General features: G+C 49.0%; 13 protein-coding genes. 5 read left to right on the forward strand and 8 right to left on the reverse strand.

What is annotated here, in order from left to right:
* Positions 1–34: 34 nt before the first annotated feature.
* From KD145_RS15610 to KD145_RS15625, 4 genes are all read left to right on the forward strand, one after another.
* The gene (locus KD145_RS15610; RefSeq protein WP_211999766.1) at positions 35–466 is read left to right on the forward strand and encodes a hypothetical protein; all 432 of its coding nucleotides are present in this window, start codon (positions 35–37) and stop codon (positions 464–466) included.
* A gap of 92 nt (positions 467–558) precedes the next feature.
* Positions 559–1,842, forward strand: coding sequence for a glycerate kinase (locus KD145_RS15615; RefSeq protein WP_256441314.1), 1,284 nt, complete (start codon positions 559–561; stop codon positions 1,840–1,842).
* A gap of 114 nt (positions 1,843–1,956) precedes the next feature.
* Complete coding sequence (gene uxuA, locus KD145_RS15620; RefSeq protein ID WP_211999769.1) at positions 1,957–3,132, forward strand: mannonate dehydratase; 1,176 nt, start codon at positions 1,957–1,959, stop codon at positions 3,130–3,132.
* 235 nt (positions 3,133–3,367) lie between these two features.
* Positions 3,368–3,829 carry a MarR family winged helix-turn-helix transcriptional regulator gene (locus KD145_RS15625; protein ID WP_211999771.1) on the forward strand — a complete coding sequence of 154 codons (462 nt, stop codon included), beginning with the start codon at positions 3,368–3,370 and terminating at the stop codon, positions 3,827–3,829.
* A gap of 92 nt (positions 3,830–3,921) precedes the next feature.
* On the opposite strand, the gene KD145_RS15630 is transcribed toward KD145_RS15625, so the two are convergent.
* Positions 3,922–4,860, reverse strand: a complete 939-nt coding sequence (locus tag KD145_RS15630; protein WP_211999773.1) for a FecR family protein — start codon at positions 4,858–4,860, stop codon at positions 3,922–3,924.
* Between the two features lie 137 nt (positions 4,861–4,997).
* Here KD145_RS15630 and KD145_RS15635 point away from each other — a divergent pair, with 137 nt between their 5' ends.
* Entirely contained in the window at positions 4,998–6,287 is a 1,290-nt protein-coding gene (locus KD145_RS15635; protein ID WP_211999779.1) for a CDC27 family protein, read from the forward strand.
* Here the strand turns inward: KD145_RS15635 and KD145_RS15640 are convergent.
* The 7 genes from KD145_RS15640 to KD145_RS15670 form a co-directional block, all read right to left on the reverse strand.
* On the reverse strand, positions 6,276–6,518 hold the full coding sequence (locus KD145_RS15640; protein ID WP_211999781.1) for a hypothetical protein: 243 nt from the start codon (positions 6,516–6,518) through the stop codon (positions 6,276–6,278). The genes KD145_RS15635 and KD145_RS15640 overlap by 12 nt on opposite strands.
* Before the next feature lie 54 nt (positions 6,519–6,572).
* The gene (locus tag KD145_RS15645; protein WP_211999782.1) at positions 6,573–7,727 is read right to left on the reverse strand and encodes an alginate lyase family protein; all 1,155 of its coding nucleotides are present in this window, start codon (positions 7,725–7,727) and stop codon (positions 6,573–6,575) included.
* Between the two features lie 78 nt (positions 7,728–7,805).
* Positions 7,806–9,596 (reverse strand): glycoside hydrolase family 36 protein, encoded by a 1,791-nt coding sequence (locus KD145_RS15650; protein WP_211999784.1) that lies wholly within the window; start codon positions 9,594–9,596, stop codon positions 7,806–7,808.
* A gap of 5 nt (positions 9,597–9,601) precedes the next feature.
* Positions 9,602–11,464: an alpha-L-fucosidase gene (locus tag KD145_RS15655; protein ID WP_211999786.1), complete on the reverse strand. Its 1,863-nt coding sequence runs from the start codon at positions 11,462–11,464 to the stop codon at positions 9,602–9,604.
* A complete protein-coding gene (locus tag KD145_RS15660) occupies positions 11,461–13,989 on the reverse strand; it encodes a glycoside hydrolase N-terminal domain-containing protein (protein ID WP_211999787.1) in 2,529 nt (842 codons plus the stop codon). The genes KD145_RS15655 and KD145_RS15660 overlap by 4 nt, the downstream gene beginning before the upstream one ends.
* A gap of 24 nt (positions 13,990–14,013) precedes the next feature.
* Entirely contained in the window at positions 14,014–16,491 is a 2,478-nt protein-coding gene (locus KD145_RS15665) for a glycoside hydrolase family 2 TIM barrel-domain containing protein (RefSeq protein WP_211999789.1), read from the reverse strand.
* 491 nt (positions 16,492–16,982) lie between these two features.
* Positions 16,983–17,585 carry a response regulator transcription factor gene (locus KD145_RS15670; RefSeq protein WP_113617013.1) on the reverse strand — a complete coding sequence of 201 codons (603 nt, stop codon included), beginning with the start codon at positions 17,583–17,585 and terminating at the stop codon, positions 16,983–16,985.
* Between the last annotated feature and the right edge of the window lie 590 nt (positions 17,586–18,175).

The raw sequence follows: 18,175 nt of genomic DNA on the forward strand, positions 1-18,175 counted from the left end.
AGTTTGTCTAAATTTGATATAATACTTGCTGACTATGAAGATATTCTCACTCTATACGGCACTTTTGTTGTGTTGCCTCCTGGGAGGCTTCCAGCTGACCACTGCTGCGCAAACCAAAGACAGCACCTCTCTGGGAGGCCGGTGGGGAGTGGAAGGCAGAGCAGACAAAATCAGTGATAAGATATCCAAACAGGTAGGCCTCAACAGAGATCAATATCAGAAGATCTATGCCATCAATGAAGACATTATCCGACGCATTGATGTGATCCATACCAATAAAGAACTTCCTAAAAAAGAGCGGATGCAGCAACTGAAAGCCCTGGACTCTGAACGCAGCCAGCGGTTTAAAGACGTGCTCACTGCTACCCAGTATAAAAGATGGAATGACTGGGAGATGCGCAAAAAAGAGCATCTCGAAGCCAAGATGGAGAAAAAAAGGCAGCGTAAACAAGCTGCCCGTGAATAGCGATACAACAAAATCGTTGTTATACTGTTATTCATTGTCCATCATCCCAAAAAACCAACATCACCATTTCAGCCATCCGGGACATAAAGACCATTTTCCTGCATGCCGTATCTGCTGTGCATCCCACTCAACTGGTACGCAGACATGTAGCGGTACGTGATGCTACTACCGTTGTTATTTCGGGAGATGATTATGTATTGCCCCCTGGCGGCCGTGTGATCGTACTCGGTGCCGGCAAGGCTTCCGCTGCGATGGCGAAGGAGCTGGAGCAGCTCCTGTCAGCACATTTTCCCCTGCAAGGACTGGTCGTCACTAAATACGGCCATGGTTTGCCTTTACAGCACCTTGACCTGCTGGAGGCCGGACATCCTGTACCGGATGCACGGAGTGTAGCCGCCTCCCAACGTTTTCAGGAAATAGCAGTCGGTACAAAAGAAGGCGATCTTGTGATACTATTGTTATCTGGCGGCGCTTCTGCCCTGCTGGCCGATGTGCCGGAAGGCTGTTCCCTCGCAGATGTACAACAAGTGTTTCAGCTATTGCTGGCCAGCGGAGCAGAGATCCATGATGTCAACATCGTGCGCAAACATCTCTCCCAAATCAAAGGGGGAAGGCTGGCACAAAAAATATATCCGGCCACGTTATGCTCCCTGATATTAAGCGATGTAGTAGGCGACGATCTGAGTGTGATCGGCTCGGGCCCTACAGTTCCCGACCCTTCTACTTTTGCGGACACCATGGCCATACTGGAAAAATATGAGCTGTTACCTCAGGTGCCGGCAAGTCTGCGCCATCACCTCGACAGTGGCGTGGCGGGTAGGATACCCGATACCCCCAAGCCCGGCGGCGAAGGTTTCTCTCATGTGCATAACTATCTGGTGGGCACTAATCGTATTGCCATGCAGGCCGCAGCAGAAAAGGCCCGCAGCCTGGGATATCATCCGCAGCTGTTATCCTCTGCCACTACCGGTGAAGCACATACGGTAGCAGCAGCACTGGTACAGGCAGCTATACAATACAATGGGCCACGGCCCGGTTGCCTGCTGATGGGCGGAGAAACGACCGTTCATGTCACCGGCAGCGGCAAAGGAGGACGTAATCAGCAACTGGCGCTGGCAGCGGCTATCAGCCTGGCCGGACAGCAGGGCATCACCCTGTTGAGCGCAGGTACAGATGGAACAGACGGACCTACCGATGCAGCCGGAGCCATTGCAGACAATCATACGCTACAAAAAGCGGCGGCAATGCAATTGGATGCGCAACAATTCCTGCAACAGCACGATGCCTGGACATTTTTCTCAAAAGCAGGCGGGTTGCTGATTACAGGGCCTACACAAACCAATGTGATGGACCTGATGATCGTACTGATCGAGTAACTGATATGATGAGTCATCAGCTTTTGATATTTAAACTTTGATTATCTGCTGATAGATTCTATTTTTGGGGTTTGATTCATAAGTTTTGGATATTACTAAAACCAATATTGCATTATGCTGAGAATGGAACAGACATGGCGATGGTTCGGACCTAATGATCCGGTAAGCCTGTCTGATATAAAACAGGCCGGCGCTACCGGAATCGTGACAGCATTGCACCATGTTCCCAATGGAGTAGTGTGGACGAAAGAGGAAATTTCACAACGTAAAGCGCTGATCGAAGCAGCAGGCCTTACCTGGTCTGTAGTGGAGAGCATTCCCGTTCATGAAGATATTAAAACGCAGAGCGGACAGTTCAGGGAGTATATTGCCAATTACCAGCAATCTATCCGTAACCTGGCTGCATGTGGTATCAACATCGTAACCTACAATTTTATGCCGGTGCTGGACTGGACCCGTACCGATCTGAGTTACGAAGTGGCCGACGGCTCCAGAGCACTGCGTTTTGAGAAAGATGCCTTTATGGTGTTTGACCTGTTTATGCTGAAGCGTCCCAACGCGGAGAAAGATTATACCGAAGAGGAGATCTCCCGTGCGAAAGAACGTTTCGACAGCATGACACCGGAAGAGAAACAACTGTTACAGAAAAATATCATTGCCGGTCTGCCAGGTTCTGAAGAAAGTTTTACACTTGAGCAGTTCCAGGCGGCACTCGACAAATACAAAGGTATTGATGCCACCCAGCTGAAGCTGCACCTGTTCTATTTCCTGCAACAGATAGCGCCGGTAGCAGAAGAAGAAGGGGTTAAACTGGCCATCCATCCGGATGATCCTCCGTTCCCGATTTTTGGGCTGCCCCGTATCGTGAGCACGGAGCAGGATGCCCGGGAGCTGCTGATCGCTGCACCTTATGCTGCCAATGGCCTGTGTTTCTGCACCGGTTCCTATGGCGTAAGGGCCGACAACGACCTGCCTGGTATGATCGAACGACTGGGTGATCATATCCACTTCATCCACCTGCGCAGCACCCAGCGTGATGCACAAGGCAACTTCCATGAAGCCAACCACCTGGAAGGCGACGTAGATATGTTTGCCGTGGTAAAAAACATCCTCCTCACCATGAAACGCCGCAATGTTTCCATTCCTATGCGGCCGGATCATGGGCATCAGATGCTGGATGACCTGCATAAAAAAACCAATCCGGGATACAGCGCCATCGGCCGCCTGCGCGGACTGGCTGAACTGCGGGGCCTGGAAATGGGTATAGCCGGGGCCTTAGGCTCTGATTGACTGACATCTACCAGCATCAGGTCTGCACAAAGAGTAAAGGTGGGGATAAGCAATACCATCGTCGGACTGAGATGCTACGCCAGGGCAGAAAGCATATTTGAAACCATACCGTAATGGCTGATTACGCGTACAAACAGCACTGTTCTTTATCATACTTAACGAAGGGTTGACAACACATGTCAGCCCTTCGTTGTTTCGACCTTACTAAACCTACATACTAAACCTACACAGTATCATGAGCACAGATGAAAGATACGAGGCCTCCCTTGCGCGGAGAACCTCCAGCCTGGGCCGTTTGCTCAGCCTCGTAAAAAAAGACCTCGACCAGCGATTAACTGAAAAACTGCTGGTACTGGGCTACCACAACTTCCGCCCCAGCGATATGGTAGTACTGATCAATATCGACGATACAGGCACTATCAACAATGAACTGGCTAAAAAAGCCCGCATCAGCAAACAAGCCATGAGTAAAGTGGTCAAAAACCTGGAAGCAGACGGTTATATCGCCACACGTAAACATGAAACCGACAACCGCGCCAGCCTCATCTTCCTCACTGAAAAAGGAAAATTGCTGCTGATGGACGCTTCAGAATCTATCCGGGAAATTGAAGTCACTTACATCGAAACAATCGGGGAAGAAGATATTGCCACTTTAAAACAGGTACTGCTGCGCCTGCACGCCGGCCTGAAACTATAATTACCCACTCTCCATTTACCACTTATATACTGTACTGTAGCTTATGGCCTGCTCCTACCGGTGCCAGCAGACTACCTATGCCTTTTTTATGATTACTTAAGTGTGAGGTAATACCTGTCTGTGCTGTCTTTAGCGAGATGTGCAGACAGGCTTTTCTGTAACAGGGAGATCATTTCCCGCTCTGATTTTTTTCTGAGGTCGATGGTCAGTTTTTTGTGAAGCAGTTTTTCTGCAGAAGGAGGTACGGAGATTTGTATTGCGTAACAGACACTGACAGCGTCCAGTATTTCCGAAGCTTCGATATTGTGGAAGCGAAGCATGCCTGTTTTCCAGGCCAGTGGTGCCTGGCTGGCCAGTTTTTTTCTGGTGGCTTTTTTCTCTTCAAGCGTTACCAGTGTATTGGCAGGGAGAACCATATCATCTGCTGCTTTACCTGATAAGGTTACCTTACCCCGTGATACAAACACCACGGCACCGGTAGCAGACACGTGCACATTAAAAGCGGCTGCAGCGGCATTCAGCGTATAGTCACCCGGCGTTACCACGGTACAGGGTGTTTGCTTCCGCAGATCGAAAAAAACATCTCCTTTCATCACTTCCGCATAGTTGTGATCCTGGTGGTTCTTATCGTACAAAATGGCTGCATTTTTGTTTAACACGATTCGGCTGCCATCAGGTAACCGTACAGAGTCGATATGAGTGGCGGAGTTGGTATAGGCTCGCAGTTTTCGGGGTGTTTTCCGGAAGCAGCAGAAGAGGACTACTGCCATGACAACGCCCACGGCACCCAACATCCATGGTCTGATGGCATGCAGTACAGATGGTCTGGAAGCTTGTTTGACCGTCAAGGTAGTCAGTGCAGCCGGCTCAATATCTTTCATGAGCCATGCCTGCAGCCTGCTTTCAATATAGCGGGCATGTTCTGGGCTGTTGGCTACCAATTCCGCAACAGATGCCTGTAAAGCAGGGTCCTGCGGGGATTGGATAAAATGCATAATCAGCTCGTCAATAGCTGGTATAGGCTGAAGCATAGGTTACTGTTACTGTCCTGTGGCTGGTAATCGGTATAACCGGCAATATACGAAAGCCTGCGCACAGAATAAATAATTAGGCTACCTCAGGAAGGTTTAATATTTTTAATACAGACGAAAAGGCAAAAACGAAAGGTATGTCACCTGAAACACTACATGACCAGGACTACATTGAGGGCTTGCTGCACCACACCCCAAACGTAATAGACGATATCTACCAGCGATTCGCATCCAAAGAGAAACGTTTTATCCTGCAAAAGAGCGGCACTGTCAAAGACGCAGCACATATTTTCGAAGAAGCATTGATGGACATCTACTTTTATGCACGGCGTCATCCGTTGCAGGTAAGTTCCTTTGAGCCTTTTCTGCAGCTGCTCTGCAAACGTATCTGGGAAAGGGAACTGGAAAGACACGGACAACGTATAGCCGGCCTGGAAGCAGAGGAAAATGCCGCCCTTAGCCGCGACGATATGCTGGATATGGAAGAAGTGCTGCGTGAAGGCGAAAAAAGACGGCTGGCCTACAGCTATTACCTGCAACTCAGCGACAGTTGCAAAGAACTGCTGCGATGGTCGCTCGCTGACCATTTACAGGAAGATATCGCGGTAGAAACCAAGATTCCGGTAGCAGAACTGACTGACAGAAGATGCGACTGCTACCTCTCTCTTTTTAAGGATCTTGAAAAAAAGAAACCGGGCATGCTGTCTGATGAAGACATGCAAGCCAGTGACCGCTACCTCTCCGGCCTGATGCCGGCAACTGAAAGAAAGGATTTCGATGCCCGCCTGAAATCAGACCCTGCACTCATGCTGCAGGTCAAACGTTTTGACATGTTCCGGCAGTTGCTGGCCCAGCGCATATGCAAAGACACTTCCCGCGATGAGTTGCAACATCTGTTGTTTTCTCACCGCAACGCCTGGTTTTCTCCCAAAGACAGTACTCCCACGCCTATACGTAACACCGTGATCTTCATCGCGATATTTGCAGCAGGCGTGGCCATTATGCTGTACATCAGTCCCTGGAGAAAAAATTTCTATAAACAGTTTGCCTCTACGGAAATGCAGGTGCCCGACACGGACAGCCTGCGGGTGCCGGCAGAAGTCATCCAAAAATTCAACCGCGGCCACTTCAGCGATGCGATCATGCTGCTGGACAAGGTATTGCAACAGCATCCCGGCAACCTCTACGCCCGATACTACCGGGGTGTTTGCAAAGTAGATCTTAACCAGATGCAACCAGCCAGAACAGACCTCTTACAGGTATATCAGGAAAGCAGTGACCTGCGCTACGAAGCAGCCTTTTATCTGGCGCTGAGTTATCTCAAGGAAGGACACAAGCAGGAATGTCTGGATTGGTTACTTAAAATACCACCCCAGGCAGCCAACTATCTCAAAGTGAAGAAACTGAAAGAAGAACTAGGCGGATAGCAGATATGGTCTGCTACTGTAATGGATAAAACTCTCCACTTCAACCTTAATCAGTTCATAAACAGGGGCCTTTTCCCTTTTAATATGTAAAAGCTGCTGTAAAACCAGGAAGTAGATCCCTCCCCTGGTGCAGCCATCTATCTGAGCTTTAAGTATATCATTTTTTACCTCTTCACAACTGTTGGCATCCAGTTTCTGGTAAATAACATACAAGTCGTTCATCCAACTCATACCTCTAAAGTTTTTATTTCATAGGACTTTAAAGATATTAAAAAAAATTCTTAATCACAAATAAATCACAGGGTTACGAACGGGCAGATTACGCAGTACTTCTTCTACCTGAGGATCATGATTTAACAACAGCCAAAGCCGGTAGTATTCTTCATTATTGAACGCGCTTGCCCCAAAGAGCAAAAAGGGATGTGCCACCGGCCATTCGCTCCAATACATCACATCTTTATCATTAGGCCAGGTACTTTTATCCTTTACATAGGGATACATAAAAGTGAGGCCTTTGCCCATATTACGCTGCTGATCAGCAGTATAGCGCCATAGGTCGTGGTCCTTATCACTCAGCAGCTGACAGATGGTGCTCATTGCATCGAGATTAAACAACGAGTAGCCGTAAGGTTTAGTACGCCGCAGCTCCTGTGGAAAACTGCCGTCTTCGGCCATCTGAGAAGGTAACAGCACCGTTTTGTAACGGTTGATACAAAAGTCTGTCCATTCCTGGTTGCCGGTAAATTGCGCGAAAGCAGCCACCTGCATCACCCAGCAGGTACCGTGATTATTTTTGGCATTCATTTCATCCTTTCCGTAAGGGTGGGTGGTCATCCATTGCAGATAATCGGCGAACCAGCCTTTGAGGGCCGCCAGGTCTGCCGGAGGTATCATCCCTGCTTTTTCCATGATACGCAATGCCTGCACTACCTCCAGAAAATGAATGGTGTCAATGATACCGATGCCTCTTCCGGTAGCCCTGCCTTTGATGGCCTGTGCATACAGCAGATTGGGATTCATCCGGGTGGCGCTGTTGATGAACCATGCCCTGGCATGCACCAATGCCCGCTGCAGATAGGTTTTGTCTTTGGTGGCCACATATCCTGCTGCCAGCGCGCCCATCACCCGGCTGAAACGGATCATCACCTGCCGATGTGCCACAAAGTTGGCCGGATTACTTTGCCCATCCCGCTGTATATAAGGACTGTCGGTACTCACCGGGTCCGGCCACCAGTAATCCCCTTCCGAATAAAAATCATGTTTACCGCCGGCACTACGCTCACACCTATACGCAGTAATCGTCTTTGGGGATTGTTGCAAAGCCCATTTGGCATGCTCCAGTATAATTGGCCGGGTATCCGTCAAAACCCGGCTCAGATACGGTGATTGGGCCTGCAGCAGACAAGGCAGCAAAAGCAGTATTAAGAAGCTGTATCGCATAATATACAATTGTGAGAAACAGCAAAGACACAAAGTGCGATAGGAGCGCTCTTTGAGCCTTTGCTGATGAATGCTTTATTATTTAAACGTCAATACCTTACCATCGTGGCCGGCCACTTCCATGGTGAAACTGCCGCTGTGTTTACCCAGGCTTTTACCGGTCCAGTAGTCCAGTATTTCGCAGGGTTTATCCAGTTTTACCGTTAATTTTTTGGGAGATGTTTGCCAGTTGAGCAACACCACTTGTTTTCCTTCCGCAGTTTTGACTTCTCCCACTTCAAAATCAGTATTGGCAAATGCTGCAGCCCTGGCTGCAGGCGGCACGGCCTTACGCAGCATATTCAGGCGCTCGGGCGTGATTTTGGTAAGATCGTCGCCACTCAGCAGCATACCACCGGTAGCGTATATCAGTGCTGCATGGAAATTAAATTCATTATCGGGCATGTTGCCGGTGAGCACAAGACAATCCGGGTCGTTCCACCACAGACGGCCGTTTTGCCAGGCGCGGTACAGGTTTTCCCGGCCCGAACGTTCAAATACAGACCAGGTGCGTTTAATATCCATGCTGCTGCGGGAACCATGCACCAGCCCCAGAGAAGGCCACAGCGGATGATTACAACCGAGAATAAAGGCGTCGCGGGTGCCTTTAATGATAGCTTCCATACCACGACGGTAAGCTTCTACCCGGGTAGCATTTTTATCATAAAAAACACCGCCATGGATAGCACCCCAGAAATTGGCGTCCAGCTTAAAATAGGTGACACCCCAGTCGTTACGCATGGTCCGGAACAACTGTTCAAAATGCTGCTGTACTTGTGGATGAGTACCATCCAGCACATACCAGGGTTTCAGGCGCCAACCGCCAAAAGTAACGAGGTCGCTGCGCAGCGGCTTACCTGTTTTGTCTTTCACCAGCCAGTCCTGGTGTTCTTTGAAAATAACGGAGTTGCTGTCGCAGATAAAAGGTGCCACCCAGATGGCCGGCTCAAAACCTTTATCCCTGATAGTATGCAATACCTGTTGCACATTGCCACCAAAGGAATTACCTACCGCCAGCCAGTCACCCATATGTGGCTGGTAACCATCATCCAGTTGGATGTATCGGAGGTTGGGTATATTGGCTTTGATATAATCCAGGTTATCGTAAATATTCTGTGCGGTCACTTTAGGACCGAAACAATACCAGGAGCACCATCCGGTAGGCGGGGCCTTGAATTCCAGCCGCGGATGAAAATGATGAATACGATCAGCAAACCTATCAAGGAGGATGTTGCCGTCTTTTCCACTTAGCACCATCAGCTCTTCCAGCTTAAACTCCCTGCCAGGGGCGAGTTCCAGGTTTTCCAGATCTACCACCGCTTTGATTGTATCGGCAGAGAGATAAAACTTACCTACAAAACGGTTGCTGGAAGTGTATCCCAGCAGTAACTGCGCATCTTTGGCCGGATACAGGCGCAACAGATTGTATACCGCCAGATATCCTTCCGGCTGTGGTATTTTATAATGCCCTGCATCGGTGTAGTTACCCAGCGTTTGGGGCTGTGCCAGTGTACCGGCAGTTTGGGTGAGCATCTGAAAACCTTCTGCATAAAAAGGCGTAGCCGGTGCCAGTACCTTACCTACTGCTCCCAGCACCACTTCTTTCAACCTCACAGGGGTACTACCGGTATTGACTACACGAACATCACAAAGTTCTCCGTTCCATTTTCGTACTACCTTCACCGTAGCAGGCGCCATCGCGCCGTTGGTCTGAAAAGCCGTAGCAGGACTTGCTTTCAGCGATTGAATAAACCGGTCTGTTTCGCCTGCCCGCGCCAGCATATTGCTGAGCAGAAAACAGCCCATGAGCACCAGGGATTTTTTCTTCATAACGATTAAGAATTTGGTTGCATAGTGATTTCAAATAATTTCATCAGTTCCGATCCGCTGATCTGCGTGGGTTTCACCGTGATCTCGTATTCTCCGGCGGGCAGCTTAACTTCCTGCAATGCCTGTGTAATGATCTCCTGTTTTTTCGCAGCATTTACTTCAGCACGGATAACATTTTTACCGATGTGTATTTCGTAAGTATTGCCCGGAGGCTGATCTGTAGCGTATTTGATGCCGACTTTAAATACTGCATCGCGGGTAGTCCTTACTTTCCAGCTTATATACTGATCCGTTTTTTTCCAGCCTTGTACAAAGTAGGCAGCCTTTTTACCGTCGCCGTATCCGAAGCCTTTGCCGTGGAGTGTAGCATCGAAGGCTCTCAGCACGTTGGTAATATTGCGGGTATCCAGCACTCTCACAGCATCGCCTTTCATATCTTTCATTTCCAGCACAATCACGCTGCAGCTACTGTCCGGCGCTGTTGCCGGCAGGCTGATACTGATATCTTTCGGATTTACGCGGAGTACTTTCAACGGCTGTTTACTAGTCAGCAAATAAGCTTTTTCCACTTTACCGGCAAGACCACCTACATACAGCGGGTTGCCCCATTGAAATACATGCAGGTACAGTTTATTGCCTTTACGGGTGGTTTCGCCCCAGGGCTGCACCGGCAAAGGAGTAGCGGTCGTGCCATAAATACTTTCACCGTTCTGTTGCATCCAGGTACCGATGCTGTGGAGGATAACGGTATCACGCGGATCGATGCTGCCATCGCCTTCAGGGCCGATGTTCATCAGCAGATTGCCTCCTCTGGCGGCAGCTTTGGACATCAGCCGGATAAAGAAAGCAGCCGGTTTATGACTGTTATCAAAACGGGAATAACCGTAAGACTCATTGGTAGTAGGAATCGCTTCCCAATCACCATCAACCGGATAAAACTCTGCCGGCCTGTCGGAAGTATTTTTGTAGTCGCCGAAGGAAATGCTGCCGCTGCGGGCCAGGCGGCCGTTGACCACCACATTTTTATCCACAGCCCGTATCGCTTGCAGGATGCGGATGTTTTCGCTCAACGGTAATTTATGCGGTGTATCAAACCAGAGTATATCAGGATGATATTTACGCAATAGCTCCTGTATTTGCGGGATGGATTTTTCATTGACATATTTTACCGCTTTGGGCAGCAGTTCGGGATGTACGTCATACCAGGTGGCGCCTCCATGCAGGTTTTTATCGCCACCGGGATTGTTGTAGTCCCAATCGTTGCCTGGTGCATCCGGATGTTCCCAGTCGAAGGCATGGGAATAGTAGAAGCCAAAGCGGATACCATATTTCTTACAGGCGGCAGACAGGGCAGCCATCGGGTCTTGTTTGAAAGGAGAACGGCTGATGCTGTAATCACCGATAGCAGTGGGATACATGGCAACTCCGTCGTGATGTTTGGCGGTGATGATAAGATAACGCATCCCTGCATCTCTGATCATTTTCACCCAGGCATCTGCATCAAATTTTTCCGGGTTAAAATGACTGATCAGTTTATCTGCATATTCCTGGCGACTGATTTTTTCTTTTCGCATCAGGTGTTCGGCATATCCATCTACCTTCTTACCATTCCATTCTCCACCGGCTACGGAGTATACGCCCCAGTGGATAAAACATCCGAATTTAGCTTCCCGCCACCAGGCAATACGACTGGCATGATCCTTCATAGAGGCTGTCCACCAGCCATTTACGGCTGAGTCGATGGCTGCTTTGTCGCGGTTAGCTGCCTGCTGGGCGAGGATACCATCATCATCTCCCTTCACCTGGGCCATAGTTGTTGAGATGATAACGCTAACGGCTATACTGAGTAATGTTTTTTTAAGGCTCATTTTATATCATAGGTTTTCCCTGCTACTGTAGGCACATCGTATTCATACACTTTTTCAAGAGACAGTTCGGCCAGTTTACCGGCATCTTTTACGATTGTTTTCACAGGGATCGGTAGTGGATAAAAAGGGTTGTTGTTATTGCCGGTAGCGGTTCCGGATGTAGCACCATTTATCTGTATAGGTCTGCTGGTGCGCACCCGCAGATTGCCGCCCAGTGCGGAGCGTACTACAGCATGAGTGAGTTGTCCGTTTTCCCATTCCATATCTACTTCAAAACCACCACGGGCTTTCAATCCTTTCACGCTGCCGGAAGGCCATGCGTCCGGCAGGGCGGGCAGCAGCTGTACTACGCCATCGTGGCTCTGCAGCAGCATCTCAGTGATGCCGGAGGTTACGCCGAAGTTGCCGTCTATCTGGAAGGGCGGATGTGCATCAAAGAGATTGGGATAGGAGCCACCGCTGTTGTCGGCTACGCTCACAGCCTGACCACCAGCGAGGAACAACTGTTTGTTGAGCATCGTGTAAGCGTGGTTACCATCTTCCAGACGTGCCCACCAGTTGATCTTCCAGGATTTGGACCATCCGGTGCCCCCATCGCCGCGCAGCAGCAGGCTACGTTTAGCCGCTGCCGCGAGTACCGCATCCCGGCGAGGGTTGATAAAGTTACCCGGAAACAGGCCATACACATGAGATACGTGGCGGTGTGTGTCATTCGGGTCGTCCCAGTCTTTATACCATTCCTGCAACTGGCCATGCTGGCCTGCCTGGAATGGATACATATCTTTCATCTTATCCTTTATACGGGCCACCAGGTCTGCATCCTTTCCCAACACTGCCGCTGCACGAATGGTGTTGGTAAACAGGTCGTGGATGATAGACAGGTCCATCGTGGATGCAATGCTCACAGAGCCTTCCCGCTTATCCTTGATGAGGAAATTATTTTCGGGAGAAGTGGAAGGATTGGTTACCCACCGACCTTGCTCATCTTTGACCAGCCAGTCGAGCATAAACTCCGCAGCCCCTTTCAGATCAGGATACATTTGCGTGAGTTGTTGTTTATCACCGGTAAACATATAATGCTCCCACAGGTGACGGCTCAGCCAGGCCCCGCCCATGGGCCATATCGCCCATTTAGGGTTACCATTGGGATCCCCGAAGTCGAAACCGCCGGCGGGGTTGGTCATCGCCCAGATATCGGTGTTGTGATGGGCTGTCCATCCTTTCGCTCCGTAGTTAACGGTAGCGGTTACACGCCCGCGTTTAGCCATCTTATGAATGAAGTCGAACAGTGGCTGACCACATTCCGACAGGTTAGCTGTTTCGGAAGGCCAGTAGTTCATTTCGGTGTTGATATTGATGGTATAGTTGGAACCCCATGGTGGCTGCATTTCCTTGTTCCACAAGCCTTGCAGCGTCATGGCCGGGCCACCCTTACGCGAACCGGCGATCATGAGATAACGGCCGTACTGATACAATAAAGTCGTCAGCTGGGGATCGCGGTTACCACCATTTTTCGTGTATACTTGCAGACGCTCATCGGTAGGCAGCTGTTCTCCACCATCTGTGCCCAGGTTAAGGTTTACCCTGTTGAAAAGACGCTGATAGTCTGCCAGATGTGCCTGTAATAATGTTTTATAAGGGAGGAGCTGTGCTTTTTTCAAAGGAGCTATGGCGGCGGCAGCAGGATCGCCTGCCCAGTCTTCCGGGCTTTTGTAGCTGGTGCCTACAGATACCAGCAGCACTGCTTCTGTAGCGCCGGACACCGTAATGCCAGCTGTATCCGTGGTCACTTTTCCACCGGTAGTGCGGGCATCCACATGTACTTCGTAATTGATACCCTTGTCGCCGTAAACAATCTGCCGGGGCTCATAGGCGCGGCTGGCCACATATTCGGGACAACGGCCTTTCATCACCAGATAGTGGTTGCTCACCACTTTGTTGGTATGCGGCATCGGATTGGCGAAAGCGGTATGAAAACGCAGCATGCCCGGTTTACTGGCGGTATAACGTATTACCAACAGCTGCGCAGGATAACTGGAAAAAACTTCGCGGGTATAATCCACACCGGCTGCTGTATAAGATACTTTGCTGATGCCACGGGTGAGGTCCAGCTCCCGGTGGTAATTCATCGCATCATGAGGCACATCATTATCGATGAACATGCTGCCCAGTGTAACATACCGGGCACTATAGGTGCCCATCATTTTTTTGGCCAGCTTATCTGCCTCCATGTATTTGCCTTCGACCAGCAGCTGCCGCATGAGTGGCAGTGTTTCCTTGGCTTGCGGATTGTCGCCGTTACGGGGTGTTCCGGACCAGAGGTAACCTTCATTGAGCTGCAGCTCTTCCCGTTGTATACCACCAAAAACCATGGCTCCTATACGGCCGTTACCTACAGGCAATGCTTCGACCCACTGTTTGGCGGGCTGTCTGTACCAGAGCTTCAGCAGGGAATCCGCCGGTGTGGCGGCGTTGACCTGCCATGAAAAAATCAGCAGCCCTATCCCGGTAAAAAGTTTTTTCATTTATCGCGTTGTGTTTGAGTCTTCTTAAAAAGTAATAGTCGTTAGCCCTGTCTGTAATTCTTTGCCGCTGGCTGCTACTACAGCTGTTCCCTTGTTGCCGCCTGTCTGAAGGTAGATACAGGCCTGACCGTTGGCCAGCTGCACTTTGCGGGAACCGCTGGCCGTGCCCTGATCTATCTGTAACGCACCATCACCAGCCTGCGAAAAAGTAATCTCGTTGGCAGCATCCAGGCATAGTACGCCTTTTTCATCCACTGCCTTTACACAGATCTTTCTGGTGTTGTTGCCACTAAACGTTTTATCTTCTTCCACCATCAGTTTTACAGGTTTGGACCAGGTATCGGTTTGATATTGCCAGGTTACTTCATCGGTGATGGTTTGTTTGGCGTTGCGGGCCACTACTTTCACCTGATTACTGCCGGCCTGCAGTGGTACATTCCAGCGCAGTCCTGCTGCCGGAAAATCCTGGCTGTTGCGCTTTTTCACGCCGGCGCTTTTACCGTTCACAAACAGTTCTGCTTCCTGACAGTTGGAGTATACACGTATCTCTTTAGCCTCTCCTTCCCTGCCCCAGCGTATAGGCCAGTTGTGCCCGTAAATATGGACCATAGGGGTTTTGAGCCAGTAAGACTGGAACACATAATATATTTCCTTGGGTGTAAGGTCTCTTGCTACAATACCTTTCTGGTTGACATAGGGCACCGGATTTTCCGGTCTTAGTGGTGTGGAGAAATCTTTGAATACCCAGTAAGCGGTGCCGGTCAGCTGTGGCATAGTCTCCTGTTCCTTCAGGTGCCAGTCTACGAGGTTGACAGCATAGGATTCTGACCAGTCGCCATCTTTGGAAGCTCTTGCGTTGCCGCCGCTGAGGGCGAAGTCGCCGCTGCGTTCATCAGCACCTTTGCCGGTGGCTACTTGTCTGACAAACTTTTCAGGATCTTCTGCAAAGCGGCCCTGATGGCTGTCGGCGCCCCACTCTGCATGGAAGAAGTGTGGTACTTTTTCTATTTCCTTCAGGCTTTCCTGTTTGTATTCCGTATAACGGCCACGGTACCAGCCCGCCCAGATAGAAGGGGAATACACATCTACAATATCCTTACAGAAATCACAACGGCGGATGGTTGTTTTCCGGGTGCTGTCCAGCTGATGAGCGAGTGCATTTAGTTCCGACATAAAAGCACGGATCTGCTGTTTATCAAACTCGGGAAAGTCGCCGGGCCAGTCGTTTTCATTACCCAGTCCCCAGAGGATGACGGCCGGATGGTTGCGATGCTGGCTGATCATATTGGTGAGCATTCTCCTGGCTTGTTCTTTATATACTTCACCACCGAGACCTCCCCTGCACCAGGGAATTTCTTCCCATACGAGAATACCCAGGCTGTCACAGAGTTCCAGTACAGTGCGTGACTGTTGATAATGTCCCAGGCGGATGAAGTTGGCGCCCATTTTTTTGATGAGCAGCATTTCCTGCCGGATCATGTCTTCTGTCATGGCAGCAGCCACGCCGGCGTGGTCTTCATGGCGATGGGTACCTTGCAGCAGCAGGCGTTTACCATTAAAGAGGAAGGGGCCATGTGTCACAAATTCAAAATGACGAAAGCCAGTATGGTCGGTCCATTGGGCGGTTCCGGCAGCAGTCGTTAGTGTTGCATGGACAGTATATAACTGAGGTTGGTCAGGTGACCATAATACCGGTTTTTTCAGGGAGATGCCAGCCAATTGCTGTATCCCTTGCTGTATACTGATTTCCTGGCGGACCTCTTTGACCACTTTGTTTTGCGGGTCGAGTACACGCAGTTCCAGCGTGCCTTTGGAGAGGTTGCCGGGATTGCGGAAAGCGGCGCTGACAGTGAGAGTGCCACTGTTGCCGGCAGGATCGGTTTGTGCCTGTAACTGCAGCGTTTCGAAAGATAACGCCGGCGCATATACGAGATTAACATACCGGTATAATCCGCCATACACGTTAAAATCAGACATATCGGAAGGGATCATTTCCAGGTCACGGGTATTATCACAACGAACAGATACCGGTATTTTTCCTTTGAAACGTTTGGCTTCGGGTGATTGCAGGAAACGATTGACAGCTTCAGTGATATCCGCGGTCCATTCGTCATAGCCGCCGGTGTGGGAAGTTACTTTTGTCGTGTATACGTATACGGTAGTTTTCTGTCCGGCACCTTCAAAATGCAGCAGGGTACGGCCCTGCGTATAGGGATTTTTTATATCCAGCAAAGTGCGGTACCAGCCGGGACCTTCGTAGTAGTTGTCTTCGGGGCTGACAGCATCAGTGGCATTAAAACAATGTGGCAGGGTTACTTTTTGCCACAGGGGCACTGATTCCGGACTGCCTTCCGTAGCGGGCCTGACGGCTTCCCAGATCCCGCCCAGGTCTCCTTTAAGATATTCCCATGTCTGGGTAATCCGTGCTGATTGTTGCGCCCGGGAAAGTTGACTGCATAATAATATGCCCCATAACATCCACCAAAATCCTGTTCTTTTCATATTCCTGTTTAATAGGTTGTTATTTTAAGTTGACCAGGTAAACCCTTCCGGCGGCCGGTGTTGGGCCGTTTCTATTGTATCTCTCCTGTTGGTAACCTTGTGTTTGGCCGGTTGGTTGATGACCGGCTTTTTCAATCGTTGTTTTCTCCCTTAAAACAGGCCTGTTTATCTTGTTGATCTTTCATAACGTATCGGTGTTTCTGCTGGCCTGCCGGGTTCTATTTTCCCTGCCTGGTGTTTCTCTCATAACGTGTGTACAGCAGGTTTAAAATAGAATAGTGAAAGTTATGCAAACGGTTGCATAACTTTCACTATTATTTTGTCTTTTATCGGTGTTTTTTGAGCCTGTAGGGCAAAAACCGGACTGACAGCCATTTTACATGGCTATCGGTGTCTTGATTTTTCAGAAGAAGCTGGCTGATTGGCTGGCGCGGGTCAGGCAGTTGGCAATTAGGACTTTACTACATTCCGTTAACAGGCATCCGGGGAAATTACACCAAATTTTCTTTCATCGCTTTCACAATGGCATTCGATCGGGAGTTCACATCCAGTTTGCGGTAGATGTTCATAATGTGGGAACGTACAGTACCTACACTGATGTGGCAGTGTTCAGCGATCTGTTTGTAAGTATCACCGCTTACCAGGCACCGCAGGATTTCCTTTTCACGGGGTGATAAGCCATAAGGATCGTGATAACTTGCACGTTCTTTCCGGAAAAATGCCAACACTTTGTTGACTGCGACCAGATTAGATTGCATCGCAGTCTCATAGACCTGCGTAATAAACTCTGACAGGGATACCGGTGGTATGTGGTCCACCGCCAGCCCCTCTTCCTGAACAGGCATCTCTTTCAAAGATTTCCCCTTCTCATTCAAAGTCAGCAAAATCACATTTATATCCGGATATGCAGCTTTTACAATACTCGCAGCTTCTATCGCGGTCAATCCAGGTATCTCTATATCCATAAAAACCAGGTTACAGATATCTTTAGCTAATTGTTGTAACACGTTCGTTGATTCATTGTGTAATGCCGCAACCTCATAAATCTTCCCTTCTCCTAAATGACCAGCATTTAAAGGCCGCACTTTTTTCATATTATTCTTTTTGGGTTATGTATATTTCGTATGAAAATCTTCCATTTTAAACCGTAAGTCTGGAAGTTGGTATGGCTGATTATTTTGTATAATGGAAAGTTCACACGGTTTCCATACCCCAAACAAATTTGATACAATTACAAGCAGTAGTCAATCGGATACGTATATGGTTTTTCAATAAATATTAATATACAATTTGTTCAATATTAGACAAAAAACTAACAACTAACGTGGTTAAAATCAACAACTTAAGGATTAACTGCATTACAATCAACTAGTTATCAACTGCTTGAAAGTTGCTTCTTCCCGCAATTCTAACAAATTATATTTAATCATATATATTATTTTTTAACCAATTCCGGCATTTTTCTATCGCTTTCGCCTGTACTATTTCAAATTTGATTTTCCGGAACTGATTCACATAATCCCGAAAAGTAGTCATGGTTTGTTCCTTTCCACCCCTTCAGCCAACCACTTATTTTACACATGCATCCATACAATTACTATAACAGCTAAAACCCATCCACACAAAAAGCATCATCGCTTTTCCAATATTGCATTCCCATTACAGAATCGAGCTACATAAGGTG

This window comes from Chitinophaga sp. HK235, from assembly GCF_018255755.1.
In the GTDB taxonomy this organism is placed as follows: Bacteria; Bacteroidota; Bacteroidia; order Chitinophagales; family Chitinophagaceae; genus Chitinophaga.

Coding starts and splice junctions, on each gene's coding strand:
- KD145_RS15640 (WP_211999781.1), bottom strand. CDS start 6,518: ATGAGTTGGATGAACGACTTGTATGTTATTTACCAGAAACTGGATGCC.
- KD145_RS15625 (WP_211999771.1), top strand. CDS start 3,368: ATGAGCACAGATGAAAGATACGAGGCCTCCCTTGCGCGGAGAACCTCC.
- KD145_RS15670 (WP_113617013.1), bottom strand. CDS start 17,585: ATGAAAAAAGTGCGGCCTTTAAATGCTGGTCATTTAGGAGAAGGGAAG.
- KD145_RS15660 (WP_211999787.1), bottom strand. CDS start 13,989: ATGAAAAAACTTTTTACCGGGATAGGGCTGCTGATTTTTTCATGGCAG.
- KD145_RS15630 (WP_211999773.1), bottom strand. CDS start 4,860: ATGCTTCAGCCTATACCAGCTATTGACGAGCTGATTATGCATTTTATC.
- uxuA (WP_211999769.1), top strand. CDS start 1,957: ATGCTGAGAATGGAACAGACATGGCGATGGTTCGGACCTAATGATCCG.
- KD145_RS15635 (WP_211999779.1), top strand. CDS start 4,998: ATGTCACCTGAAACACTACATGACCAGGACTACATTGAGGGCTTGCTG.
- KD145_RS15645 (WP_211999782.1), bottom strand. CDS start 7,727: ATGCGATACAGCTTCTTAATACTGCTTTTGCTGCCTTGTCTGCTGCAG.
- KD145_RS15655 (WP_211999786.1), bottom strand. CDS start 11,464: ATGAGCCTTAAAAAAACATTACTCAGTATAGCCGTTAGCGTTATCATC.
- KD145_RS15610 (WP_211999766.1), top strand. CDS start 35: ATGAAGATATTCTCACTCTATACGGCACTTTTGTTGTGTTGCCTCCTG.
- KD145_RS15650 (WP_211999784.1), bottom strand. CDS start 9,596: ATGAAGAAAAAATCCCTGGTGCTCATGGGCTGTTTTCTGCTCAGCAAT.
- KD145_RS15665 (WP_211999789.1), bottom strand. CDS start 16,491: ATGAAAAGAACAGGATTTTGGTGGATGTTATGGGGCATATTATTATGC.